General features: G+C 66.0%; 25 protein-coding genes. 16 read left to right on the forward strand and 9 right to left on the reverse strand.

What is annotated here, in order from left to right:
- The first annotated feature begins 2 nt into the window (after positions 1 to 2).
- From sufC to ASE49_RS01540, 6 genes are read left to right on the forward strand one after another with little or no spacing between them, the layout of a single operon-like run.
- Positions 3 to 758, forward strand: coding sequence for a Fe-S cluster assembly ATPase SufC (gene sufC / locus ASE49_RS01515; RefSeq protein WP_056767946.1), 756 nt, complete (start codon positions 3 to 5; stop codon positions 756 to 758).
- The gene (locus ASE49_RS01520; protein WP_056767950.1) at positions 755 to 1,492 is read left to right on the forward strand and encodes a SufD family Fe-S cluster assembly protein; all 738 of its coding nucleotides are present in this window, start codon (positions 755 to 757) and stop codon (positions 1,490 to 1,492) included. The genes sufC and ASE49_RS01520 overlap by 4 nt, the downstream gene beginning before the upstream one ends.
- A complete protein-coding gene (locus ASE49_RS01525) occupies positions 1,489 to 2,688 on the forward strand; it encodes an aminotransferase class V-fold PLP-dependent enzyme (RefSeq protein WP_056767953.1) in 1,200 nt (399 codons plus the stop codon). The genes ASE49_RS01520 and ASE49_RS01525 overlap by 4 nt, the downstream gene beginning before the upstream one ends.
- On the forward strand, positions 2,685 to 3,161 hold the full coding sequence (locus tag ASE49_RS01530; RefSeq protein ID WP_056767956.1) for an SUF system Fe-S cluster assembly protein: 477 nt from the start codon (positions 2,685 to 2,687) through the stop codon (positions 3,159 to 3,161). The genes ASE49_RS01525 and ASE49_RS01530 overlap by 4 nt, the downstream gene beginning before the upstream one ends.
- Positions 3,158 to 3,664: a GNAT family N-acetyltransferase gene (locus ASE49_RS01535; RefSeq protein ID WP_056767959.1), complete on the forward strand. Its 507-nt coding sequence runs from the start codon at positions 3,158 to 3,160 to the stop codon at positions 3,662 to 3,664. Before ASE49_RS01530 ends, ASE49_RS01535 begins: the two co-directional genes overlap by 4 nt.
- Complete coding sequence (locus ASE49_RS01540) at positions 3,661 to 4,026, forward strand: HesB/IscA family protein (protein WP_056767962.1); 366 nt, start codon at positions 3,661 to 3,663, stop codon at positions 4,024 to 4,026. Before ASE49_RS01535 ends, ASE49_RS01540 begins: the two co-directional genes overlap by 4 nt.
- An 8-nt stretch (positions 4,027 to 4,034) precedes the next feature.
- Here the strand turns inward: ASE49_RS01540 and ASE49_RS01545 are convergent, their stop codons facing one another.
- On the reverse strand, positions 4,035 to 5,189 hold the full coding sequence (locus ASE49_RS01545; RefSeq protein ID WP_056767965.1) for a serine hydrolase domain-containing protein: 1,155 nt from the start codon (positions 5,187 to 5,189) through the stop codon (positions 4,035 to 4,037).
- Positions 5,190 to 5,220: 31 nt separating this feature from the next.
- Between ASE49_RS01545 and ASE49_RS01550 the strand changes: the two genes are divergently transcribed.
- Entirely contained in the window at positions 5,221 to 5,619 is a 399-nt protein-coding gene (locus ASE49_RS01550; protein WP_056767968.1) for a hypothetical protein, read from the forward strand.
- A 9-nt stretch (positions 5,620 to 5,628) separates the two neighbouring features.
- Here the strand turns inward: ASE49_RS01550 and mnmA are convergent, their stop codons facing one another.
- Positions 5,629 to 6,786 carry a tRNA 2-thiouridine(34) synthase MnmA gene (mnmA, locus tag ASE49_RS01555; protein ID WP_056768633.1) on the reverse strand — a complete coding sequence of 386 codons (1,158 nt, stop codon included), beginning with the start codon at positions 6,784 to 6,786 and terminating at the stop codon, positions 5,629 to 5,631.
- Positions 6,787 to 6,924: 138 nt separating this feature from the next.
- Between mnmA and ASE49_RS01560 the strand changes: the two genes are divergently transcribed.
- Both ASE49_RS01560 and sciP read left to right on the forward strand, forming a co-directional pair.
- Positions 6,925 to 7,287, forward strand: coding sequence for a hypothetical protein (locus ASE49_RS01560; RefSeq protein WP_056767971.1), 363 nt, complete (start codon positions 6,925 to 6,927; stop codon positions 7,285 to 7,287).
- On the forward strand, positions 7,284 to 7,583 hold the full coding sequence (sciP, locus tag ASE49_RS01565; protein ID WP_056767974.1) for a CtrA inhibitor SciP: 300 nt from the start codon (positions 7,284 to 7,286) through the stop codon (positions 7,581 to 7,583). Before ASE49_RS01560 ends, sciP begins: the two co-directional genes overlap by 4 nt.
- A 65-nt stretch (positions 7,584 to 7,648) precedes the next feature.
- Here sciP and ASE49_RS01570 read toward each other — a convergent pair whose 3' ends face one another.
- Positions 7,649 to 9,913 (reverse strand): NADP-dependent malic enzyme, encoded by a 2,265-nt coding sequence (locus tag ASE49_RS01570; RefSeq protein WP_056767977.1) that lies wholly within the window; start codon positions 9,911 to 9,913, stop codon positions 7,649 to 7,651.
- 114 nt (positions 9,914 to 10,027) lie between these two features.
- Here ASE49_RS01570 and mutS point away from each other — a divergent pair, with 114 nt between their 5' ends.
- Both mutS and ASE49_RS17995 read left to right on the forward strand, forming a co-directional pair.
- Positions 10,028 to 12,631 carry a DNA mismatch repair protein MutS gene (gene mutS / locus ASE49_RS01575; RefSeq protein WP_235522781.1) on the forward strand — a complete coding sequence of 868 codons (2,604 nt, stop codon included), beginning with the start codon at positions 10,028 to 10,030 and terminating at the stop codon, positions 12,629 to 12,631.
- 23 nt (positions 12,632 to 12,654) lie between these two features.
- Complete coding sequence (locus ASE49_RS17995; protein WP_156370023.1) at positions 12,655 to 12,831, forward strand: hypothetical protein; 177 nt, start codon at positions 12,655 to 12,657, stop codon at positions 12,829 to 12,831.
- A 35-nt stretch (positions 12,832 to 12,866) separates the two neighbouring features.
- Here ASE49_RS17995 and ASE49_RS01580 read toward each other — a convergent pair whose 3' ends face one another.
- The 5 genes from ASE49_RS01580 to ASE49_RS01600 all read right to left on the reverse strand — a co-directional run bounded on the left by ASE49_RS01580 (position 12,867) and on the right by ASE49_RS01600 (position 18,457).
- Positions 12,867 to 13,187 (reverse strand): hypothetical protein, encoded by a 321-nt coding sequence (locus tag ASE49_RS01580; protein ID WP_056767980.1) that lies wholly within the window; start codon positions 13,185 to 13,187, stop codon positions 12,867 to 12,869.
- 113 nt (positions 13,188 to 13,300) lie between these two features.
- Positions 13,301 to 15,508: a TonB-dependent siderophore receptor gene (locus ASE49_RS01585; protein WP_056767983.1), complete on the reverse strand. Its 2,208-nt coding sequence runs from the start codon at positions 15,506 to 15,508 to the stop codon at positions 13,301 to 13,303.
- Positions 15,509 to 15,639: 131 nt separating this feature from the next.
- The gene (locus ASE49_RS01590; RefSeq protein ID WP_056767986.1) at positions 15,640 to 16,812 is read right to left on the reverse strand and encodes a mechanosensitive ion channel family protein; all 1,173 of its coding nucleotides are present in this window, start codon (positions 16,810 to 16,812) and stop codon (positions 15,640 to 15,642) included.
- A 68-nt stretch (positions 16,813 to 16,880) separates the two neighbouring features.
- On the reverse strand, positions 16,881 to 17,312 hold the full coding sequence (locus tag ASE49_RS01595) for an HIT family protein (RefSeq protein ID WP_056767988.1): 432 nt from the start codon (positions 17,310 to 17,312) through the stop codon (positions 16,881 to 16,883).
- Complete coding sequence (locus ASE49_RS01600; protein ID WP_056767992.1) at positions 17,309 to 18,457, reverse strand: CDP-alcohol phosphatidyltransferase family protein; 1,149 nt, start codon at positions 18,455 to 18,457, stop codon at positions 17,309 to 17,311. Before ASE49_RS01600 ends, ASE49_RS01595 begins: the two co-directional genes overlap by 4 nt.
- A 149-nt stretch (positions 18,458 to 18,606) precedes the next feature.
- On the opposite strand from ASE49_RS01600, the gene ASE49_RS01605 reads away from it, so the two are divergent.
- The 3 genes from ASE49_RS01605 (at position 18,607) to ASE49_RS01615 (ending at position 21,400) form a co-directional block, all read left to right on the forward strand.
- Positions 18,607 to 19,650 (forward strand): diacylglycerol kinase family protein, encoded by a 1,044-nt coding sequence (locus ASE49_RS01605; RefSeq protein ID WP_056767995.1) that lies wholly within the window; start codon positions 18,607 to 18,609, stop codon positions 19,648 to 19,650.
- A gap of 71 nt (positions 19,651 to 19,721) precedes the next feature.
- A complete protein-coding gene (locus tag ASE49_RS01610) occupies positions 19,722 to 20,633 on the forward strand; it encodes a hypothetical protein (protein WP_056767998.1) in 912 nt (303 codons plus the stop codon).
- Positions 20,633 to 21,400: a nucleotidyltransferase family protein gene (locus tag ASE49_RS01615; RefSeq protein WP_056768001.1), complete on the forward strand. Its 768-nt coding sequence runs from the start codon at positions 20,633 to 20,635 to the stop codon at positions 21,398 to 21,400. Before ASE49_RS01610 ends, ASE49_RS01615 begins: the two co-directional genes overlap by 1 nt.
- Here the strand turns inward: ASE49_RS01615 and ASE49_RS01620 are convergent.
- Positions 21,397 to 21,927, reverse strand: a complete 531-nt coding sequence (locus ASE49_RS01620; RefSeq protein WP_082456245.1) for a DUF2141 domain-containing protein — start codon at positions 21,925 to 21,927, stop codon at positions 21,397 to 21,399. The genes ASE49_RS01615 and ASE49_RS01620 overlap by 4 nt on opposite strands.
- 224 nt (positions 21,928 to 22,151) lie before the next feature.
- Between ASE49_RS01620 and rpe the strand changes: the two genes are divergently transcribed.
- Entirely contained in the window at positions 22,152 to 22,814 is a 663-nt protein-coding gene (gene rpe / locus ASE49_RS01625) for a ribulose-phosphate 3-epimerase (protein WP_056768005.1), read from the forward strand.
- 2 nt (positions 22,815 to 22,816) lie between these two features.
- Complete coding sequence (locus ASE49_RS01630; protein WP_200921937.1) at positions 22,817 to 24,703, forward strand: heparinase II/III family protein; 1,887 nt, start codon at positions 22,817 to 22,819, stop codon at positions 24,701 to 24,703.
- The last annotated feature ends 100 nt before the right edge of the window (positions 24,704 to 24,803 follow it).

A 24,803-nucleotide genomic window follows, 5' to 3' on the forward strand; every position in this document is an offset into this window, starting at 1 on the left:
CCATGCTCACGATACACAATCTTCAGGCCACCGTCGCCGACAAGCCGATCCTCAAGGGATTGTCGCTCACCATCAACGCTGGTGAAATCCACGCGATCATGGGGCCCAACGGCGCCGGCAAGTCCACGCTGGGCTACACCTTGGGCGGTCGCCCCGGTTATGACGTGACCGGCGGGACCGTGGACTTTTTGGGCCAAGACTTGCTGGAATTGGAACCGCACGAACGCGCGGCGACCGGCCTGTTCCTGGGTTTCCAGTACCCGGTGGAAATCCCCGGCGTTTCGTTCGTCCAGTTCCTGCGCGAAGCGGCGAACGCGCAGCGCAAGGGCCGCGGCGAAGAGCCGCTGTCCGGCGGTGAGTTCCTGAAGCTGGCGCGCGAAAAGGCGGGCCTGCTGCGCATGGACATGGACATGCTCAAGCGCCCGGTGAACGTGGGCTTCTCCGGCGGTGAAAAGAAGCGCGCCGAGATGGTGCAGATGGGCATCCTCGATCCCCGGCTGGCGATCCTCGACGAGACCGATTCCGGCCTCGACATCGATGCGCTGCGGATCTGCGGCGAGGGCATCAACGCGATCATGCGCAAGCCTGACAAGGCAGTGCTGCTGATCACCCACTACCAGCGGCTGCTCGATTACGTGAAGCCGGACTTCGTGCACGTTCTTGCGGCAGGGCGCATCGTCAAGTCCGGCGGGGCCGACCTTGCCCTGCGCCTGGAAGAAGAAGGTTACGAGGCGGTGGTGCAAGAGACGGCGGCATGAACGTCGCAATGACCCTGCCCACCCGCAAGCACGAGGATTTCCGCTATTCGGACCTCGCAGCGCTGGAAAGCGTGTGGCCGATCCCGACGCAGGAGATCGTCGTTGCCGATGGCGCAAGTGACACGCTGCAGATCGTCGAGACCGGCGCGGGCGCGGTGGCGCGCCATGTGTCGATCACCCTTGGCAAAGGCGCAAAGTTCGACCTTCGCATCTTGAGCGGCGGCCCGTCCTATGGCCGCATCGCCATCGACGTGCGGCTGGCCGATGACGCGGACTTCACGCTGGGCGCGGCACAACTGGCGGCCGGGGCGGAGACGCTGGAGATCGTCACCGAGGTGACCCACACCGGGCTGAACGCCACATCGGCGCAGATCGTGCGCACGGTGCTGGCCGGCAAATCGGTCGGCACGTACCTGGGCCGGATCGCTGTGGCGCGCGGGGCGGACGGCACCGATGCCGGGCAATCCGTGCGAGCCATGCTGCTGGAGCGCACCGCGACCGCCAACGCCCGGCCCGAGCTTGAAATCTACGCCGACGACGTCAAGGCCGCGCATGGCTGCGCCGTGGGCGAACTGGATGCCCAAGGGCTGTTCTATCTGATGTCACGCGGGCTCACCCCGGCGCAAGCCAAGCGGCTGATGCTGCAGGCGTTCATCGCCGAGGCGTTCACCGGTGCGCCGGACGAGGCGACGCTGAGCGCGGCAGCGCTGGCCCGGCTGGAGGCGATCCTGTGACGACCGATACCGTACAACGCACGCTCAAGGACCAGTTCCCCGGGCTGGCGGACAACTGGCACTATCTGGACACCGCCGCCACGGCGCAAAAGCCGCAAGCGGTGATCGACGCCACGGTGCACGCGATGGGCGCGAATTACGCCACCGTTCATCGCGGTGTTTACGCGCGCTCGGCAGACATGACGGTGGCTTTCGAGGCCGCGCGCCGACGCACCGCCGCGTTCCTGAACGCGCACGAGGACGAAATCGTCTTTACCCGTGGCGCCACGGAATCGATCAATCTGGTGGCGCAAAGCTGGGCTGCCGAAAACTTGCGTGCAGGCGATCGCATTCTGGTGTCCTTGCTAGAGCATCACTCCAACATCGTGCCGTGGCAGCTGCTGCGCGGCGGGGTGGCGATCGATGTGTGCCCGCTCACCCCGGATGGGCGGATCGATCTCGACGCGGCGGAACGGATGCTTACCCCGGCGCACAAGCTGGTGGCCTTTGCGCATGTGTCCAACGTTCTGGGATCGGTGCTGGACGTTGCCCGCGCGGCGAAGTTGGCGCACGCCGTGGGCGCGAAACTGCTGATCGACGGATGCCAGGCCGCCCCGCGTCTGGCGCTGGACATGCTCGCGCTGGATTGCGATTTCTACGCGTTTTCCGCTCATAAACTCTATGGCCCCACCGGCATCGGCGTGCTGTGGGCGCGCAAGGCGATCCTTGACGCGATGCCGCCGTGGCAGGGCGGAGGGTCGATGATCGACAAGGTCACCTTCGAAAAGACCACTTTCGCGCCCGCGCCCCAGCGGTTCGAGGCGGGCACGCCCAACATCGTGGAGGCGATCGGCATGGCCGCGGCGATGGACTGGCTTGCCGGCATCGGGCTTGACCGTGCCGAGCGTCATGAGCGCGAACTTGCCGCCGTGTTGCGCGCCGAACTGCGCAAACGCAACGATGTGACCGTGTTCGGCCCGGAAGACGGGCTTGGCATCGTCAGTTTTGCGCTGGACGGGGTGCATCCGCACGACCTTGGCACCATATTGGACGAGGAAGGCGTGGCGATCCGTGCCGGGCATCACTGCGCACAACCGCTGATGGAACATCTGGGCGTGCCCGCCACGGCGCGGGCCAGCTTCGGCCTCTACAGCGACGAAACAGATATCGAAGCGCTCCTGAAAGGGATTGAGCGCACCAGGAGAATTTTTGGATGAACGACGAGAAGCCCAACTTCAGCGTCGAGCATGTAGACGCCGCTCCGCCGCCGCCGCGCGCCCGCGTGGACGATGCGGCGCCGCCTGCCGACAGTGGTGAGCGCAAGCGCGATTACCTGGCCGGGTTCCTGGCGGAAGCGCCGGCGGACCAGAACCCTGCGGAGCCGGGCGGCGCGATCTACGAAGGCGTGATCCAAGCGCTGAAGGAAATCTTCGACCCTGAAATTCCGGTCAACATCTACGATCTGGGGCTGATTTACGGCGTCGAGGTATCTCCCGATGCGTCGGTCGCGGTGATGATGACGCTCACCACGCCGCATTGCCCGGTTGCCGAATCGATGCCTGGCGAAGTGGAAATGCGCGTGGCGGCGGTGCCCGGTGTGCGCGACTGCGAAGTCAGCCTGGTGTGGGACCCGCCGTGGGACATGGCCAAGATGACCGACGAGGCCAAGCTGGAACTGGGGATGCTATGACCCAGGACGCTGTGCTCAACGACATCGTGATCGCGCAGGCGGACCTGTCCGACGCTGCGGATGGCGCGGCGATCGTGCATCTGCTCGATGTCTATGCACGCGATCCGATGGGCGGCGGCGTGCCGCTGCCGGCCGACGTCAAGGAGCGGCTGGTGCCTGCGCTGGCGCAAGTGCCCGGCGCATTCGTGCTGCTGGCGCGGCTGGACGGGGAGCCTGTCGGCCTGGCCAACTGCTTCATGGGCTTTTCCACCTTCGCCGCGCGCCCCTTGGTCAACATCCATGATGTGGCGGTGGTGCCGCAGCAGCGCGGCAAAGGCGTAGCCCGCGCCCTGTTCGCCGCGATCGAGCACGAAGGGCGCAAGCGCGGCGCCTGCAAGGTCACGCTCGAAGTGTTGAGCGGCAATCATCGCGCAAAGGCGCTCTACGCAAAGCTGGGGTATGGCGATTACCAGCTCGACAGCGAATCCGGACACGCGTTGTTCTGGCAAAAGAGGTTCACATGACCGAAACTGCAACCCGCATCGCACGCCCCCGTCCCGCCGCGGTCGAACTGACCGCCAACGCGCAGGCGCGGATCGCCAAGCTGATGCGCGAGGCGCCCGCCGATGCCGTGGGCGTCAAGCTGTCCACCCCGCGCCGGGGCTGCTCGGGCCTAGCGTATTCGGTGGACTATGTGACGCAGGAAACGACGCTGGACGAGAAGATCGAGACACCCGGCGGCGTGTTCTACATCGACGGGGCTTCAGTGCTGTATCTGATCGGCAGCACGATGGACTGGGTGGAAGACGATTTCACCGCCGGCTTCGTGTTCAACAATCCCAACGCCAAGGGCGCCTGTGGCTGCGGAGAAAGCTTTACCGTCTGACCGGTGCGTCAGTTTTTCGGAAACAGCGCGAGCAGGTTGCCCAGGTGATCGTGCAACGCGCGTTCCTGCGCGGCGTCGCTGCGCCCGATGCGCACCACGGTCAGCAACTGATCGGGTGAGCCGATCACGTACTGGCCATATTCGCCAAGGCAGGCGAACACCGTTTTTGGCGCGGTGCCGGGCCACAGCTTCGCGCCGTCGCCACGCTCCCCCTGGTTGAGCCACACGCCCTCGCCAAAGCCGGGCTCACGCGGGGAGGGCGCCAGCATCGCCTGCACCCAGCGCCGGGGCAAGATCTGCGCCCCGCTGACGGAGCCGGTATGGCGCAGGAATTCGCCCAGGTTCGCCCAATCCCGAGCAGAGGCGGCGATCATGCCTGACCCGGTCATCGTGCCTGCGCGGTCGAAGCTGACGATCGTGGACGGCATGCCAATCGGCACCAGGATACGGCTGCGCAGGTATTCGTTTACGGCCAGCCGCCGCCGCTCGGGATTGCGGTCAGGCGACAGCACCCGGGCTGCCAGATCGGCAAGAATGACGGCGCTGGCAGAGGAATGTTCGAACAACTTGCCGGCCGGCGCTTCGAGCGGCTGCGCTTCGGCATAGGCGGCCATATCGTCCCGCCCGTCCAGAAACAGCATGCGCGTGCGGTCCGATTCGGACGTGAGCTTGCCCACGCCCATCCGCGCAGCTTCGACGTGGCGCAGGCCCGAGCGCATCTGCAACAGGTGCTTGAGGGTGATGACCCCGCGCGGATCGCCGGGGCGCTGCCACTCGGGCACCGGCGCCGATTCGTTCAGTCGCAACCGGCCATCGCTGACCAACTGGCCGATCATCAGCGTCGTCACGCACTGGCCGGCGCTCCAGCCCGGCAGGCGGGTGTCGGGCCGGACATTGTCCCCATAGCGCTCGACGATCACCGCGCCGCGTTTCATGATCAGCAAGGCGTCGGTGTGCCCCACGGTCTCCTCATCGAACAGGCGATCGATAGCGCGCCCCAGCGAATCGCGTGGTGCGCCGCCGGTGTTTTTCATGGCGGCTATAGCTTGCGTGCTGGGCGGCGGGGGCGCGTCCGGCCCGCGCGAATGACAGCTGGCCAGCACCGGACCAAGGGCTAGCAGCGAAAGCATCGCGGCGATAAGGGGAGGGCGGCGCACCGACATGGCGCGCCGGTCATGTGCGAGGCTTTCGATAATGGCAACCACCCGGCGATGGCGATCAGGGGAGAAGGGTGCCGGTAGCCCATACCCGGTGCGCCAGCCTTCGCGCTGGAAACGCAATCTGGCGATACTGATCACGCTGGTGCTTGTGGTGTGCCTGGCGCTGGTGTGGCGCGGGATGCAGGAAAAAGCGCTGGTGGGCGCGGCTTACGGTGCGCAATCGGGGTGCGTGTGCCGCTTTGTATCCCAGCGCCCGTTGGCCAGCTGCCAGGCGGATCTTGCGATTGCCGGCGTGGGCGGCACGGGGCGCTGGGTCTCGCTCTCGGAAGATGCCGCCAAGCACACCATCCACGCTTCCGTTCCGCTGCTGGCGCGGCAAAGCGCGGACTTCAGCAGCGATCGCGGCTGCCAGTTGGAGCCTTGGCAGGACTAACGGGCGGGATCAGTACGCGGCCTGCGTCGAATCGATCCAGCCCCCGCCGACCACCCGGTCCCCGGCATAGATGACCGCCGCCTGCCCTGGCGCCACGCCGTATTCCGGTTGATCGAAATGGATCGTCACCGGCGCGCCATCCCCCAGCGTGCCGTCCACGGACACCGGCACCGGCTTTGCCAGCGAGCGGACCTTCGCCGTCAACGGACCCTGCGGCATCGGCCCGATCCGGTTGGTTTCAATCACCTTGGCAGAGGCAGTGGCCAGCAGGCGGCGCGGCCCTACGCGGACCTGGCGGGTGTCCGCCTCGATTCCCGTGACATACAACGGCTCAGGCTGACCGCCGATCTCAAGACCGCGTCGCTGGCCCACGGTGTAATGGATGACCCCGCGATGCGTGCCCAGCACCTGCCCGCTTTGCGCATGCACGATCTCGCCGGGCGCCTCGCCCTCGGGGCGTACGGCGCGCACCACCTTGGCGTAATCGCCGTCCGGCACGAAGCAGATGTCCTGGCTGTCAGGCTTGGCCGCCACGCGCAGGCCCGCACCCTCGGCCAGTCGCCGGGTTTCGGTCTTGGGCAGTCCGCCCAGCGGAAAGCGCAGGAAGTCCAGCTGCGGGTCGGTGGTGCCGTAGAGAAAATAGCTCTGGTCGCGCGCGGGATCGGCGGCGCGGTGCAATTCCGCCCCGGCCTTGCCCATGACCCGGCGCACGTAATGCCCGGTCGCCAGGCAATCGGCGCCCAGTTCGCGCGCCATCGCCAGCAGGTCGGTGAACTTGGGTCCCATGTTGCAGCGGATGCACGGGATCGGCGTGCGACCGGCCAGGTAATCGTCGGCAAAGCGTTCGACGACCTCTTCGCGAAAGGCGCTTTCATGGTCGAACACGTAGTGGGCGATGCCCAGCCGGTCCGCCACCGCGCGCGCATCACGAATGTCGTCGCCCGCGCAGCATGCGCCCTTGCGCCCGGTCGCCGCGCCGTAGTCGTACAGTTGCAGGGTCATGCCGATCACTTCGGCCCCGCTGGCCGCCGCCAGCGCCGCCACGACCGAGCTGTCCACCCCGCCCGACATCGCCACCACAATCCGGCGCGCGGTCATCGGGCGGGACAGCTGGAACAATTCGCCTGCATCGACATCGGGCGTGAGCAAGGGAGAAACCATGTTCATCGCGCAGCCCATACAGCGATGCCTGCGCGATTCCTACCTTTTGTCACCCACGCGCCGCCGGGGCGACATCAAGCGCATGAAGAAAACGTGAAGGCGACCTTTACGATCCCTTGACCATCACGGCGTATAAGCGGGCTCATGAGCATTGCACGCAACCCCACCAATACAGATACGACGAAAGGGCCCCTGTCGGACGCAGCGGACATGCCGGGCCGCGTTGATGGCGTGCCTGCAGCCTTTGCGGCGATAGACTGGCAGGCCTTGCGGCAGCGCCTTTTCGCCGGAGCCGGCGCGCGCGAAGGGGGCCTGGGCAACGGCAGCGCGGCCACCCGGCTGCGGCTGCGCGGCAGCTTCGATGGCATCGCGGCATCCACGCTGGTCGCGTATCTGAGACCGTCATCGCTTGTTAACCCTGAAGGTTCAACCAATGGCAAGCCCCAGCCGATAGACCAGCCTTTCGCCGCAGGCGCAACCGCCGACGGCGAGCGAGGGTACCCATGATCGAGAACCAGAAAATCCGTCCCGCGCAAGTGATCGGTCCGCTTGGCGAACCGCTGACGATCGATGACCTGCCGCCGCCCAACACCACGCGTTGGGTGGTCCGCCGCAAGGCTGAGGTCGTGGCCGCGGTCAACGGCGGGCTGCTTTCGATCGACGATGTGTGCGAGCGGTATCAGCTGACGCTGGAGGAATTCGCGTCGTGGCAGCGCGCTGTCGATCGCTCTGGCATGCAGGGCCTGCGGGTTACCCGCATCCAGCACTACCGCGATCTGTACGAACGCCAGCAGAAGTTCTGAATACTCTCAACGCGAAAGCATGACGGGGCACGGTGAGCATCTTGCGCACCCTGCCCCGTTTGCGTTCAGCCCGCGATCCCGGCTGCGGCCAGTGCCGCCAGGTTCAGCACTTCAGGTGCGATCGCGGTCATTGGCACGATCTGCACGGGCTTTTCCATGCCCATCAGCATCGGTCCGATCGTGGTCGTTCCGCCCACCTCGCGCAGCAGCTTGGCGGAAATGTTGGCCGATTGCAGGCCCGGCATGATCAGCACGTTGGCCGGCGCGGTCAGGCGTGAAAACGGATACAGTGCCATCACCTTGGGGTTGAGCGCGGCGTCCGGCGCCATCTCGCCTTCGTATTCGAAGTCCACCTGCCGCTCGTCGAGCAGGCGGATCGCCTCGCGCGCGGTATTGGGCAATTTGCCCGCGGGGTTGCCGAACGTGGCAAAGCTGAGGAACGCCACGCGCGGTTCATGGCCCAGCTTGCGGGCCACTGCGGCGGTTTCCGTGGCGATCACCGCCAGTTCCTCGGCCGTCGGGCGCTCGTTGATCGTGGTATCGGCCATGAACACCGTGTGGTTCTTGCCCACCAGCATGTGAATGCCGAAAGGCAGCTTGCCGGGCGCCGGGTCCAGCACGCGGCGCACTTCCTTCATGGATTGGGCGAAGGGGCGGGTCATGCCGGTGATCATCGCATCGCCCTCACCCAGCTTCAGCAGCCCGGCGGCAAACAGGTTGCGATCGGTGTTGACCATGCGCTGCACATCGCGGCGCAGGAAGCCCCGCCGCTTCAGGCGTTCGTACAGCAGGTCCACCATCGGCGCCACGTGATCGGATACCAGTGAGTTTTCGATTCTGAAGCTGCCGGGGTCGGGCACGCCCAGTTCCGCCATCTTGTCCAGAATGTCCTGCGTGCGTCCGACCAGCACCGGCTCTCCGTACTCGAAATCGCGGTACTGCACGGCTGCGCGCAGCACGACTTCGTTGTCGGCTTCGGCAAAGATCACCCGGCGCGGGTTGGCCTTCACTTGCGCGTACATGCGGGTCAGTACTGAAGTAGTGGGATTGAGCCGTGCCTTCAGCTGGTCGCGATAGGCCTCGAAATCCGCGATCGGCTTTTGCGCGACGCCGGACTCCATCGCGGCCCTGGCGACCGCCATCGGCACCACTTCCATCAGCCGCGGGTCGAACGGGGCGGGGATGATGTAATCGCGCCCGAACACCTGCGTTTCACCGCCGTAGGCCGCCGCCACATCCTCATGCACCTTTTCGCGGGCGAGTTCGGCGATGGCCGTGGCGGCGGCGATCTTCATCTCTTCGTTGATCGCGGTAGCGCGCACATCGAGCGCGCCGCGGAAGATGAACGGGAAGCCCAGCACGTTGTTGACCTGGTTGGGATAGTCCGACCGGCCGGTGGCGATGATCGCATCGGGCCGCACGGCCTTCGCTTCGGGCGGGGTGATTTCTGGGTCCGGGTTGGCCATCGCGAAGATGATCGGTTCGGGCGCCATGCGCTTGACCATATCCTGCGTGATCGCACCCTTGGCCGACAGGCCCAGCACCACGTCGGCGCCTTCGATGGCCTCTGCCAGCGTGCGTTTCGTCGTGGTAACGGCATGGGCGGACTTGAACTGGTCCACCTTTTCGCGCCCGGGATAGATGACGCCGCGTGTATCGCAGACTAGCACATTTTCATGGCGCACGCCCATGGACTTGATCAGCGAGGTGCACGCCAGCGCCGATGCGCCCGCGCCGTTCACCACCACCTTCACGTCCTCCAGCTTGCGGCCGGTGATCAGGCAGGCGTTGATCAGGCCAGCGGCGGCGATGATCGCCGTGCCGTGCTGGTCATCGTGCATCACCGGAATTTTCATCCGTTCGCGCAGCGCCTGCTCGATGATGAAGCATTCGGGGGCTTTGATATCTTCAAGGTTGATGCCGCCGAAGCTGGGCTCCATCATCGCGATCGCCTCGATCAGCGCCTCGGTGTCCTCGCTGGCCAGTTCGATGTCGATCGAATCGACGTCAGCGAAGCGCTTGAACAGCACCGCCTTGCCTTCCATCACCGGCTTGGAAGCCAGCGCGCCAAGGTTGCCCATGCCCAGAATTGCAGTGCCGTTGGAGATGACCGCCACCAGATTGCCCTTGGCGGTGTAGTCGTAAGCCGTCGCCGGATCGTCCGCGATCGCCTGCACCGGCACCGCGACTCCGGGCGAATAGGCAAGGCTCAGGTCGCGCTGCGTGGCCATCGGCTTGGACGCGATGATCTCGATCTTACCCGGACGGATCGTCTGGTGATAGAAAAGTGCCTCGCGATCCGTGAATTGGATCTTGCTTTTTTCGGACAAGCGTCATCTCCCGGTTGCGCCATGCCCCCTAACCAATCCGTGGCCAACGCGATAGGGGAAAGGCGGTCTCAGGCAGCTTCCCAAAGTGTCAGGTGCGCCGCTAACGCCGTGCGCATGACTTCCGCCGCGACTCCGATGATGGCGCAGTATCTTGCCTTGCGCGAACAGGCGGGGGACTGCCTGCTGTTCTATCGCATGGGTGACTTCTTCGAGCTGTTCTTCGAGGACGCCAGAACTGCCAGCCAGATCCTGGACATCGCGCTCACGACGCGCGGGGAGCATCTGGGTCAGCCGATCCCGATGTGCGGGGTGCCGGTGCATGCCGCCGAAGGCTATCTTGCGCGCCTGATCAAGGCGGGGTGCCGTGTCGCGATTGCCGAGCAGACCGAAAGCCCGGCGCAGGCGAAGCAGCGCGGGGGTTCCAAGGCGCTGGTTTCGCGCGACATCGTGCGCTTCGTTACCGCCGGTACGCTGACCGAGGAGGCCCTGCTGGAGCCGCGCCGCGCCAACGTGCTGGCGGCGGTATGCGAAGTGCGCGGCACGTTCGGCATCGCCGCCTGCGATATTTCCACCGGGCGGATGGAGCTTGAGGAATGCGCGCCCGACCACCTCCCGGCGGCCCTCGCACGGCTCAGCGCAAGCGAAGTGGTGGTGCCCGAGGGGTGGGACGCTGCGCCCGAAGGGTCGATCCCACGCGGCGCCCATGAGTTTTCCTCTGACGGCGGTGAGGCGCGGCTCAAGCTGGTGCACGGCGTTTCGACGCTCGACGGTTTCGGCACCTTCACCCGGCCGATGCTGGCGGCGGCGGGCGGGCTGATCGCGTATCTGGACCATGTGGGGCGCGGCAAGCTGCCATTGCTGTTACCGCCCGAAGCGCGCGCGGGCGATGCCACGCTGGCGATGGACGAGGCGACGCGCGCCAGCCTGGAAATTCTCGAATCCTCGCGCGGTGGGCGCGCCGGCAGCCTGATCGCGGCGATCGATCGCTGTGTCACCGGCGCGGGCGCGCGGCTGCTGGCCGAGGATATTTCGGCGCCGCTGACCGACCGGCTGGCCATCGCCGAGCGGCTGGAGCTGGTGGAATGGTTTCACGGCCATGCGCTGCGGCGCGACGATACGCGCGCCGCGCTGCGGGCGCTGCCAGACGTCGGGCGGGCGCTTGGCCGGGTGGTGGCGGGGCGTGGATCGCCCCGCGATCTGGGCCAGCTGCGCGATGGGCTGGCCGGTGCGCGCCAGTTGGGCGACCGGCTGCGCCAGATGGACGATGTTCCGGTGCTGCTGGGCAGGCTGCTGCCGTCGTTGGGCGGCCACGGCACGCTCGTCGATCATTTCGAACGGGCGCTGGTGCCCTCGCCGCCGACCGAGCGGGGGCAGGGCGGCTACATTGCTTCCGGGTACGATGCGGCGCTGGACGAATTGCGCCAGATGTCCGGCAACGCCCGGCGGGCCATCGCCGCGCTGGAGGCGAAGTACCGGGACGAGACGGGCGTTGCCGCGCTGAAGATCAAGCACAACAACGTCCTGGGCTATTTCATCGAAGTGCCCCAACGCCACGCGGACAAGCTGATGGAGGCGGGCAGCGGCTTTTCCCATCGCCAGACGATGGCCGGCGCCATGCGCTTCAACGCGCTGGCACTGCACGAGGAAGCGGCGCGGATTACCGAGGCAGGCGGCCATGCGCTGGCGGCGGAAGAAGCCCACTTCGAGGAACTGGTCGCACTCGCTGTAGCGTCGCGCCGTCAGATCGCGCTGACTGCCGCCGCCCTTGCCCGCATCGACGTTGCGGCGGGGCAGGCGGAGCGCGCGGCGGAAGGCGGGTGGACGCGCCCGCAAGTGGTCGACGGCCTTTCGCTCGATATCGAAGGCGGGCGTCATCCGGTGGTGGAAGCGGCGCTAAAGAGCCAGGGCGAGCGCTTCGTGGCGAACGACTGCCGGCTGGCCAGCCACGACCGGCTGTGGCTGATCGGCGGGCCTAACATGGGCGGCAAGTCCACGTTCCTGCGGCAGAACGCGCTGATCGTGCTTCTGGCTCAGGCGGGCGGCTTCGTTCCGGCACAGTCCGCCCGGATCGGCATGGTGGACCGCCTGTTCAGCCGCGTGGGGGCGTCCGACAATCTGGCGCGCGGGCGCTCCACTTTCATGGTCGAAATGGTGGAGACCGCCGCGATCCTTGCGCAAGCAAGCCCGCGCAGCTTCGTCATCCTGGACGAGGTGGGGCGCGGCACGTCCACTTACGACGGGCTGGCGCTGGCATGGGCAGTGGCAGAGGCGGTGCACGAGACCAATCGCTGCCGCTGCCTGTTCGCCACCCATTATCACGAACTGGCCCGCCTGGCCGAAACGTGCGAGGCGCTGTCGCTGCATCACGTGCGCGCGCGCGAATGGAAGGGTGAACTGGTTCTCCTCCACGAACTGGCCGAGGGTCCGGCGGACCGCAGCTATGGCCTTGCCGTCGCGCGGCTTGCCGGGGTGCCGCCCAAAGTGATCAGCCGGGCAAAGTCCGTGCTGGATAAGCTGGAAAAGGGCCGCGCCGAAACCGGCGGGCTGGCCGCCGGCCTTGGAGACCTGCCGCTGTTTGCCGCCGCGCAAAACGTGCGCGAAGAAAAATGCGATACCTTGCGCGACACGCTGCGCGAAATGGATGTGGACGCGCTTGCTCCGCGCGATGCGCTGGAGATCCTCTACGATCTCAAGCGTGTGGCGGGAGCGGAATCTTAACCGACGTGCGGTAGGGTGCCCCCATGTTCGGCACCAAGATCAACCAGGTTTTCAAAAGCCGATGGCATGCGCTTGCCTGGTCGGCCGGAATGTTGATGACCGCATACTGCTCGATTCCCGCGACTGACGATGCCGACACGGATCAAAGCCAGACGGCGACAACGCAACATGCGCCGTCGCCGTGGGATTTAAACAAATAGTGTTTGGCCCTGGCCCACGTACGGGCTTGGCGTAATCAGCTGTCGTCGCCGGCAAACTGGTCATCAGCGGCATTGCGGGTGCCGTAGCGGTTCTCCAGATCGTCCATTGTCTCCTCGCCGTCGTAGGCGGACATGTCGATTGTGCCACTGCGATCCATCTGGTTCATGTGATCGACAATGTCGGTGATGTTGTCCTCATCCTGGATGCCGCCCTTGACCTTTTCGGTGTCGCTAAGGCCCTGCGCGGCGGTGTTGCGGTCCATCGCCTGATCGGTGACGGTCTGCGACTGCGTGTCCTCGTCTTCCTGCTCGTTGTTGGTGGTTTCGGGGGCGAGGTCGTCGGGGCGGTCGATCATCACAAATCTCCTTTGCACGGTAACGGACCAGTGCACGAGGCGGTTCCGCGAGACTAAAAAGCCCGGCCACGAAGGACCGGGCTTTTTAGTCTCGGTTCAAACGGACCCGGAGATTACCAGGTGAAGCCGATCGTCCCCTGCACGGTGCGGCGGTTGCCGTACCAGCACCAGGAATAGTTGGCGAAGCAGCTGGTCAGATACTTCTTATCGAGAATGTTGGTGGCGTTCACCCCGATGGTCACGCCGTCCAGTCCCCATTTGGCAAGGCTATAGCGCACTAGCCCGTCGAACACGGTGTAGGCAGGGGTGTTCTCCGGTACCTGGGTGCCGTCGGTCTGCGTGTAGAGCCCGGCATACGTGCGGCGCACGTGGCGCACTGCGCCGCCGATGGTCAGACCTTCTGCCGCGCCCGATTTGGGCGCCCACGCCAGATTGGCGCTGACGCCGCCGCGGCCCACGGTGGCAAGACCGCGACCCACCAGCGCCGGGTCCACGTCCTGGACATTCTTCACGTTCTGGGTGCTGAACGCGAAGCGGAAGTTGAAATCGTACGGCAGCGAGCCGCTGGCTTCCACCTCGAACCCGCGCGAGCGGACCTTGCCTGCTTGCGTAGCCAGGAAGTTGAGCGGATTGTAGACCACCACGTTGGTCTGCTCGATGTGGAAGTACGCGCCGGTGAGCAGGATGTCGGTGCCGGGCACCTGATACTTCGCGCCCGCCTCGAACTGCTTGCCGAGCGAGGGATTGGCGAGCGTGCCATCCACCAGCAGCGCGGCCTGCGGTTCGAACGAGGTGGAGTAGCTGACGTACGGCGCCAGGCCGAAAGCGGTCTTGTACAGCGCGCCGGCGCGGTAGGTGAACTTTTCGTCCTTCTTGACCTGGCTTGCCCCGCCGTTGCTTTGCCGCGCCTGCCGCGCCCAGTCGTTCCGTCCGCTTAGAATCACGCGCAGCCCGCCCAGCGAGATCTGGTCCTGCGCGTAGATGCCCTGCTGGCGCTGCTGCGCGGTGTCGAGGTTGGGAACCCCATAGGCATTCGGGTCGTAACCGAAGGTGACCGGGTCGTAGCCGGGAACGACGTAGGGGTTCGTAGGCGTCGGCATGGTGCCATAGACCGGATCGAACCCGTCGATCGGCGTGGCGCTGCCGAAGGCGTAAAGCTCCCGCGCGTGGGACACCTGACGGTCGGTGCCGAGCAGGACCGAATGTTGCAGCGGCCCGGTTTCGAACGAGCCGGTCAGCTGGTTATCGTACACCCAGTTATTGAGCTCTTCCTTGGTGGCATACGATGCGCGCGAATACCGCGTCGGGTCAGTGGCAGGCGCGGCCTGCGGGCCGCTGGTGTAGATGATGCCAAGGTCGCTCTTGACGTTGGTGTAGCGGCCCGAGGAGCGGAACTTCCATCCGCCGCCGAAATCGTGATTGAAGATATACGTGAATGCCAGCTGTTCGCGGCGGAAGAAGTCACCCGGCTCGCCGCCATAGAATGACGTCGGCAGTTTGCCGCCGACCGGGTTGGTGAACAGCGTGCCAACGGCCGGGAACACGCCGTAGTTGCCGTTGTAGGGATCGTGCGAATACGCCGCCAGCACGGTGAAATCCGTGCTGCTGCCCGCGCCCAGCGTCACCGCGCCGGACACCGTCTGTCGCTCACGCTTGCCATAGTCCTGCTGCGCATCGGCGCCGTTGGCGCTGCCGTACACGCGCCACAGCACGCTGCCGGTCTTGCCGCCGACGTCGGCATCGACGCGGTAGAGGTCGTAGTTGCCGTAGGTGCCGGAGACCGCGCCGTAGAAATCACGGTCCAGGGGCAGCTTGCTTTGCAGGTTCACGAATCCGCCGGGGCTGGACGCACCGTAAAGCGCCGACGCAGCGCCCTTGACGATTTCGACACGATCCAGCCGCGAGACGTCGACTTGCGGGACGGCATAGCCCAGCGAACTGCCGAACTGTTTGAGGCCATCGAGAAACGTCGGCGCGTCGAACCCGCGCAGCTTGTACTGGTCATAGACCTCGGCGGACGATCCGCGCGTTTCCGGCGTTACACCGGCCACGAACCGCAGCGCCTGGTTGAGGTTCTGCAGGCCGAGCCCTGCGATCTCGCTCGAATCGATGACCGAGATGGACTGCGGGGTTTCCGACAAGGGCAGGTCGGTCTTGGTGCCCGAACTTGCTTCGGCAACCGAGCGCAGGCCGGTGACGACGATCTCGTCGCGCCGTGCCTGGCCCTCACCCTCGGCTTCGTCGGCCCGCGCAGCGCCGGCCAGCAGGCACGCGGCGATCATGCCGGTTCCCGCACCGAGCATCCATCGCCCGCGGTTCATCACTCGAAGCATCTTGAAACCCTCATCATTCCATCGTCACGGAACGCCGAGTAGTGCTAATGCGATTAGGTCGCAATAGCGGAATCACGCTTTGAGGAGGGGTGTGATATTATTGTCGTGATATGGCCATTTCAGGCCTCGCGCGGGTCTTCGCTGAGGCTGCCTGCGCCGCTGGCATCGTTGCGCGGCTGGGGATTGCCCGGCATCACGTCCGCGAGCGATGGCGCGGCGACTTCCAATGGCGCCACTTGGGTGATCCGGTGGCGCACGAGCGCTTCGGGCATTTCGCGCCGGATCCAGTCCATCATGCCTTCGCGCAGTTCGCAGCGCAGGTCGAACAAAGTCGGACCATCCTTCGCACTCATCAGCAATCGCACTTCCAGCGTCTGGTCCTTGCAATCGGTCACCTGCAGGATCTGGGCACGCCGGTCCCACAAGCGGTGGGCGGTGATCTGGCGGGTGTACTCCGCGCGGATCGGCGCAATGTCCACGCCATGGTCGAGGTACAGGAACACGGTGCCCAGCAACTGCGAGGTCGTTTTCGTCCAGTTCTGGAACGTGTCTTCCAGAAAGCGGTTCGCTGGCACTACCAGGCGGCGGTCGTCCCACAAGCGCACCACCACGTACGTCGTGCGAATGTCCTCGATGCGGCCCCACTCGCCGTCCAGGATGATCACATCGTCGATGCTGATCGGCTCGGTCAGCGCCATCTGGAATCCTGCGATCAGCGCCTTGAGCGCGGGCTGGGCCGCTGCGCCAACGGCCAGCGCGGCTAGGCCGGCGGAGGCCATCAGAGTCACCCCGATCTCGCGCACGCCGGGAATGGAGGCCAGCATCCCGGAGATCGTCAAGAATACGATCAGGAACGTGCCGATGCGGCTGAAGATGGACAGGCGCGTGCGGCGGCGGCGCGCGTTGCGGTTGTCCTCCACGGTGATGTCGGCCCGCACGATCATCGCCTCGACGAATGCCTTGAGGATCGCGATCGCGACCCAACCGGTGATCAGCGGCATCACGAAAGGGGCAAAGCGTTCCCACCAATGCTCCAGCGGCGCTGTGTCGCGAGCGGCCAGCACGATGCCCAGCGCCATGAACGCCCAGCGGGTGGGCCGCAGCAGGCGGTTCACCACCAGATCGTCGGACTGGCTGGCGCTGCGCTGCGAAAAGCGTTGGAGCAGGTAAAACAGCAGGGCGTGCGCCACAAGCGCGATCACGATACCCAAGGCCGCGGCTAGGATCCCCAGCACGGGCGGCTGGGCCCAGCCCGGAAGGCTGGTGAGATGGCGTGCGATAAAGTCGATCATGTACGCTCAAACGATGCTGCAGTGCAGCAGTTGCCATAACCGCCTGAACTGTGCGCCGCGCGCGGCGGTCAGTGGGCGAAGAAACTCTTGAGCCAGCTTACCAGCGTCGCCAGTTCGTCATCGTTGAGCGATACGGCGTGGGAAAGGTCCGGCACTTTGGGCCAGCCGGCGTCCGTGAACGTGTGCCCGTGCCATTCGCGCGCGCCGTCGTAGCGCGGGATGACATGGAAATGGACGTGCGGGTCCACCATCATCAGCATGAGATAGTTCAGCTTCTGGTAGGAAACCGCTTCGGCCAGCGCAGTCTCGATAGCGCTGGTCACCGCCTTGAGTTCGGCATGTGCGGCATCTGGCAGGTCGCCGAATGCGGTAACGTCGCTGTTGGCGGCAAGCACCAGCGATCCCAGCGTGGGTTGCGCGGGCCGGGCCAGCACGGTCCAGTGCTGGAACGCGGCTACGGTCGTTGCGGGCCAGCCGAACTTCTCCATCGTCGCGTTCATGCAGGTGCTCCATCGGAAAGCCATGAGACAAGGGCGCCCTGTCTGGCCCGCGCCACGCTTGCCTGGACCAGTCGCACCGCATGGACAAGGCATGAGACAACCGTCCACCATGCGACGGCTATCAGCCCAAGATCGGGCCGGGCGAACAGCATGGATGCGAACAAGATGACCATGTTGGGATTGCGGCGGGCGGTGATCAGGCGAAACCGGCTGTCGAACCGGCGCCAGACGTGAATATGCATGCCGTGCGCGGAAATGAACGCGCCCTCGATCAGCCGCTGTACCACGTAGCCGCCCTGGATGGCGGCCTGAACCCACCAGAACGTGGCGGTATCGTACGCCATCCCCCAGAACGCCAGGCCGGTCGCCCAGAACCACCACCAAAAGGGGGGGTGCACAAGGTCCATGCCGTGGTCGAACACGTTGCCCCACGCCGAGGATGTGATCGTGCAGCGCGCTAGCTTGCCGTCCACCGTGTCCAGCACCATGAACACCAGCCCGGCAGCCATCCCGGCCCAGTAGTGCCCGTAGGCGAACAGCGCGGTGGCCACCACGCAGAACACCGCGCCGATCGTCGTCACCATGTTGGGGGTAATGCCCAGCCGCGCGCAGATGCGGGTCAGCACCAGCGCCCATTCGGGCCACAGGTACTTGGTCAACAGGTCGGTCACGCCCTTGTACGCGCCGAAGTAGCTTGCCCGTTCGATCTGCCGAACGGTGTCCGGAGTCAGTGGCAGCAGGAACGGCGTTTCGCGCTTGCGCAGCTGCTTGTTCTCGATCGTAGGGCCGCTTTCGAATGCCACCGCCTCCAGCCCGTCTGTCCGAGGCAAAGGCGATCCGCGCCGCATCGCCTCCGCGATGCGGTTCGCGCTGGCTGCATCCGGCGCATGGGCCAGTGCCGGCACGCCGTTCAGGATCAGCACCATGCCGGGGCGGCTCAGAACAAGGGCGAACCACGCCGGGTCCCAGGCATGCGCGGCATTGGCAAGGATGGCGGGCGTAGCGAACGGGCCATCGGGGTCGATGACGGCAAGCTTTGCCGCACGGGCGATTCGGCCAACGCGCTGAGCGCTGATAAGCCCCCAAAGTCGTACGGGGTTATGGCCGATCGTGGCGACCGGCGGCGCGGGAGCGACCTCATTCATCCGGCCACCACCTACTGAATGCAAAAGCACCGCGCAATCGCTGCAAAAAACATGCGATAGCGCAGACATACGCCACACAATTGTAATTTTTATGTGTCAGTAAGGTTTTCCTGGTGCTTTTACGGGTGCGGCGCATTAAATGCAGCGTCGTGAACCGTTCGATATCCCCATTCGAGACGCTGCCGGTCTTTGGTGAGCTTGCCCGGACTGGCGATGCGCCGGCCCGCCGGCCCGCGCGTCATGCGCGCGCCGTTCCGCTGGTCGGGATCGTGCGCAACCCGCGCAGCCATCGCAATCAATACAACGTGCCAGAGATGGCGGAATGCTCCAACATCCTCACGCAGACCCCCGCCACACGGGAAGATCTGCGCGCTACCCTGCAGGAATTCGCCCGGCGCGGTATCGATTACCTGGTGGTTGACGGCGGCGATGGAACGGTCCGTGACGTGTTGTCCGCCGGGTCCGACATTTTCCGCGCACAATGGCCCCGGGTAATCGTGCTGCCCAAAGGCAAGACGAATGCCTTGGCCGTCGATCTGGGCCTGCCCAATCACTGGTCGCTGGCCGAAGGGCTTGCCTCCGCGCAACGCGGTCGGCTGCTTGCGCGCCGACCCTTGCGGGTTTCGCCGGTCGACCGCGCAGGGACCGCTATCCAAGGCTTCATTCTGGGCACCGGTGCCTTTGCGCTGGGCACGGAGGCGGGCCAGGAAGCGCATCGGCGCGGTGCGTTCAACAGCTTCGCCGTCGGTCTTTCGATCCTGTGGGGCGTGATTCAGACGCTGTTCGGGCGCGCCGGAAATGTATGGCGTACCTGCACGCCCACGCGCATCCGCGATCGGCGCACCGGGCAGAGCCTGCCGTACGCCGGGCGCGGCAGCGCGCAGGAACGCTACCTGATGATCGCCACCACGTTCGAGCGGTTTCCGCTGGGCGCGCGTCCGTTCGGCCCCAACCCGGCGCCGGGCCTCAAGCTTGCCGTGATCGACTGGCCGGTGCGCTGGCTGATTGCCCTGCTGCCCGCGATGATGTTCGGCTTTTCCGCGCGCTTTCTGCCTCGCAACGGCGCGCAGCGGTTCTGCGCCAACGACATCGAGCTGGATATCGGTGGGTCTTTCATTCTCGATGGCGAGGCGTTCCCTGCGGGCCGCTACATCGTTGAGGAAGGCCCCCTGATCGACTTCGTGGTTCCCTGAAACCACGAAGCATTGCGGCTTGGAAACCCGGCGGGGTTGTAATTACCGCCGTGCTGCCCGATTGACGGGGCATGACCGACAAGCCCGATCTCGATACCCGCGTGCGGGCAACGCTTTCGCAAGACGTCGTGCCACAAGTGCGCGCCTTTGCAGAGCGGCTGGCGCACGCATCCGGGGCGGTGGCCGTGCTGTTCTATGGCTCCAACCTGCGGACCGGTGCGCTCGACGGCGTTCTCGATTTCTACGTGCTGCTGCCCGGTCCGCAGATTGAGCGGATCTGGCCGCGCGTCAGTTATCACGAATGGACCTGCGGCGGCACGCCGCTGCGCGCCAAGGTAGCGACAATGGCGCTGGAAACCTTTGCGCAAGCCGCCGCCGGGCAGCGGCTCGACACTACCATATGGGCCCGTTTCGTGCAGTTCAGTGCGCTGGTATGGTATCGGGACTGCGCGACGCACGCCAAGGTGGCGGCAGCAATCGCCGATGCGGCGCGCACCGCCGCCCGGCTCGCCGCAGCGCTGGGCCCACCGCGCGGCACGCCGCAGGACTACTGGCGCGCCTTGTTCCGCGCAACGTACGCCGCCGAATTCCGCGTCGAAAAGGCGGGCCGTGAGGATTCCATTCTGGCCGCCGACCCGGCGCACTTCGATGGACTGCTGCCGCTCGCCTGGGTGGCGGACGGGATCGCGTTTTCGGTCTCGGATGGCATCACGTTGGAGCCGGCGCTCGATGCGCGCACCCGGGTCCGCACGCTGGCGTGGTGGAAGCGGCGGCAGCGGCTGGGCAAGCCCTACAACGTCGTGCGCCTGCTCAAGGCTTCGACCACATTCGATGGCGCGGCGCGCTATGCTGCATGGAAGATCGAGCGGCACACAGGCGTGCCGGTGGCGATCTCGCCCTGGCGTGAACGCCACCCGGTGCTCGCGGCGCCCGGCGTGCTGTGGCAGGTTTGGCGCGGCAAGAAGAAGGCGCGCGGGGCGTGATGCCTGTTGCCGTGGTGCTCGCCGGCTCCCGGCCCGGCGCGCCTGATCCGGTTGCGGCAGCGGAAGGCGTTGCCCACAAGGCGCTGGTCGAGATCGCGGGGCAGCCGATGCTTGCCCACGTCGTCACCGCGCTGCGCGAGGCGGGGGTCACGCGCATCGCGGTATCCGCCAATGACCCGCAGGTCGGTGCGCTCGCGCAGGCGCTGGGCTGCGAGGTGCTGGGCACCGGGGCTGGGCCGAGCGCCAGTGTGGCCATCGCGCTGGCGACGATGGGCACGCCGCTGCTGGTCACCACGAGCGACCATGCGTTGCTGAAGGGTCAGTGGGTTCGCGATTTTCTGGATGACACCCCGGCCAGCGCGGACGTAGCGGTACTGCTGGCCCGGCGCGAAGCGATAGAGGCCGCGATGCCCGGCAGCCGGCGCACGTATCTGCGGTTCGCGGACGGGCAATGGTCCGGCTGCAACTTGTTCCTGCTGGCCACAAGCCGCGCGGGTCTGGCGATCGACACCTGGAAGATGGTGGAGGCGGACCGCAAGCGTCCCTGGCGCATCGCTGCCCGGCTGGGCGCGGGCATGCTGGCAAGCTACGCGCTGGGCCGCCTCACGCTGGCGGCTGCCATCAGCCGGTTGGGCGGCAAGATTGGGGTGCAAGCACACCTTGTGGCGGCGCGGGACGGGCTCGCCGCCGTGGACGTGGACAAGCCACAGGACCTGGCAGACGCGCGCGCCATCATCACATTGCGAACCCCGGTTGCCGCGCCTTAAAGATAGCGCATCTGCACCCGTATCGAGCGTACCCCGTTGCCCACCGGCACGCCGACCTTGGTGTAACTGGGCTTGCCCATGTTGAAGATGTTGATCGACGGGTTGTTGGACATCGCGCCGCCATCCACCCGGATGTCGGTTTCGCCGCTGCCGTTCACGTCATGCCGCACGGCGATCCCGTATAAGCCCGATGCCGGCAGTGGTACGCAGAACGTCATCGTGCCTGCCCGTGCCGGCACTTCGATACGGGTAAGCCAGTGGCCTTTCACTAGCCAGTCCCCCGGGGTGGCGCGGTAGGACTGGATGCGCACTTTGCCTGAGGAGGATTTCACGCCGTCCACGGTGACCATCAGCGCCGGGCCGCGATCGGCCCGGCAGCGGCTCATGTCGTTGCGGATCTCGTTGTGATAGATATCGCGCTCTTGCGCCAGCAGCGGGGCCGGGGTGAGCAGTCCGGCGACCAGCGCGGCCAGAAGTGGTAGGCCGGTTGCGCGCGGCGTCGATATGTCTGCATGTCTGGTGTTCATCGGTATTCCATGTAGTGCGCCCGGCGGCGGGTTCCACCATCAGGCGTGCGTGCTTGCTCGTGCGTTACAGCGATACCCGCCGTGAATGACCACTGAATTTCGCACTCTATAGTGCGCCGCTCACGGCCCAACACCATATCGCGTGTGGAAAAAGGCTGCCTGCGCCTTGTCGGCCCAAGATATGGTGGCATACCCGTAATCCAAGGAGCCTTGATACGCCCGCCATGACTATTCCTCTGATTTCCCCCTCAATTCTGTCTGCAGACTTCGCCCGGCTGGGAGAGGAAGTGCGCGCCATCGACGAAGCCGGGGCGGACTGGATCCACGTCGATGTGATGGACGGGCATTATGTGCCCAACATCACCATCGGCCCCGCCGTGGTCAAGGCGTTGCGCCCGCACACGGCCAAGCCCTTCGACGTGCACCTGATGATTTCGCCGATCGACGCGTATCTCGAAGCGTTCGCCGATGCCGGCGCAGATAACATCACCGTGCATCCCGAAGCTGGCCCCCACATTCATCGCACCGTGCAGACGATCCGCAACCTGGGCAAGAAGGCCGGCATCGCGCTGAACCCTGGCACCCCGGCCAAGATGCTGGACTATCTGATCGACGACATCGACCTGGTGCTTGTGATGAGCGTCAACCCCGGTTTCGGTGGGCAAAGCTTCATCTCCAGCCAGCTTCGCAAGATCGAGGCGGTGCGCAAGATGATCGACAAGTCGGGCCGCGACATTCGCCTTGAAGTGGACGGCGGCGTGGATCCGCACACCGCGCCGCAATGCGTGTCCGCCGGCGCTGACGTGCTGGTGGCGGGGTCGGCTACCTTCAAGGGTGGGCCGGCGCAGTATGCGGGTAACATCAAGACGCTCAAGGGTCTGGGCTGAACGTGGCCGGACGCGCCCGTTTCTGGCCGGCGGCGGGCAAGTCGGACTCGCCGGGTGAGGCTGCGCCGTCACCAGAAGGAGCGGGTGGCGAGGGGGCTGACGTCGAGCGCCAGTCCGCGCTGGCGTCAACCGGCGGGCGGGTCGACTCCGGTCAGGCTGAGCCGGGGCGCGCCCTCGCGCTCGTCGATTTCTGCCCGCCCGCGGTAGGCGTTGGTGCGCGCTTGATCAGGCTGGCCTATCGCATCGGCGTGCCAGGGGCCATGCTATCCGCGCCAATGGGAAAGAAGGGGCGGACCCGGCTGCTGGCCACGGTCAACAACACCCTGCCTGGCAACCGCGCCGCCGGCACCGCGATCCGCGCCGGACACTTTCTGGTGCACGGCGCCAAGACGCCGATCGCGCAGGTCGATTTCACCGGCACCGCCCGTGTTACCCCGCCGCTGGAAAAGGTGGTGCACACGTTTTCGTGGTTGACCGATCTTGAGGCCTGCGCCCCGCGCGAACAAGGCGCGCCGGTGGCCGAGCGTATCCTCACTGCATGGCTGCAGGCCCACCCCAAGCTGCCGCCACGGCCCGGCAAGGGCCCGGCGTGGAGCGTTGGCAACACCGGCGCGCGCCTTGCCAACTGGCTTGCCCATGCGCCGCTCATCCTGTCAGGGGACAAGGCGCTGCGGGTGCGCACGCTGGCGCATATCGCGGCGACCGCGCGCTGGCTCGATCGCCATGTCGGGCAGGCCGAAGATGGCGTTTCGGAAGTTGCCGGCTGGGTCGGCATCGTGTGCGCCGGCCTGTTGCTGCCGGACGGGCGTCCGCGCCGGCTGTTCGGTGAAGCCGGGCTGATCAAGGCGCTGGGCGAACTGATCGGCGACGATGGCGGCGTCCTGTCGCGCAGCCCGCTGGCGCAGATGGAAGCGATCGCCCTGCTGGTGCGCCTGCGCAACTGCTATCACGCCACCCGCCGCGATGCGCCGCCCGCGATCGAGCGGGTGGTGGAACTGCTGGTGCCGCCGCTGCTGGCCTTGACGCATGGCGATGGCGGGCTGGGTTCCTGGCAGGGCGGCTGGGCGGTGTCCGCAGAAGATGTCGAAGGTCTGGTTCGCGCCAGCGGCGTGCGCACGCGCCCGCTGCGCGATGTACGTCAGTGGGGCTACCAGCGCGTTGTGGCGCACAAGTCCGTGCTGCAATTTGATACCGCGCCGCCGCCGATGCCGGCACAGGCGCGCTTTGGCTGTGCGTCCACGCTGGCGTTCGAATTGTCGCACGGGCCGCATCGCCTGATCATCAACTGCGGCGGCGCGGCCAGCGGGGGCGGCCTAGTGCCGATCCGGCTGGAACAGGGCCTGCGGGCCACCGCCGCCCATTCCACGCTGACGCTGGACGATGCCAATTCCACCGCCGTTCTCATCAACGGGATGATCGGCTCGGGCGTCACTGAAGTTGCGGTGGACCGCAAGACGCTGGCGCAGGAAAAAGGCGCCACCGCCACCCGGATCGAAGCCAGTCACAACGGCTACGTCGCGCGCTACGGCCTGACCCACCAGCGTATCCTGCTGCTGCGCGATGATGGCAGCGAACTGCGCGGCGAGGATCTGCTGCTGCCCGCCAGCCGCAAGGCCAAGCGTGGCAAGGTGGGCTTTGCGATCCGCTTTCACCTGGGCCCGGACGTGGATGTCAGCCTGACGGCGGACGGCCAGGGTGTTGGCCTGCTGCTACCCGACGGCGGCTACTGGCTGTTCCGTTCTGGCGGCGAAGATGCCCAGGTATCGGTGGAAGATTCGCTGTGGGTCGATGGGCAGGGCCGCCCGCAGGCCACGCAGCAGATTGTTGTGCAAGGGCTGGTATCGCGTGGTGGTGGCACATTCGGCTGGATCATCAAGAAGATGAACTGACGGCCAGTGGCTTCCGCACGGCCCGCGTGGCGGACAGTGCGCCTTGGCCGTACTTGCCCCGATCTGCCCGCCGTCCTAAGGGCCCGCCCGGAAACGCCTC

The organism is Novosphingobium sp. Leaf2 (assembly GCF_001421325.1).
Lineage (GTDB): Bacteria > Pseudomonadota > Alphaproteobacteria > Sphingomonadales > Sphingomonadaceae > Novosphingobium.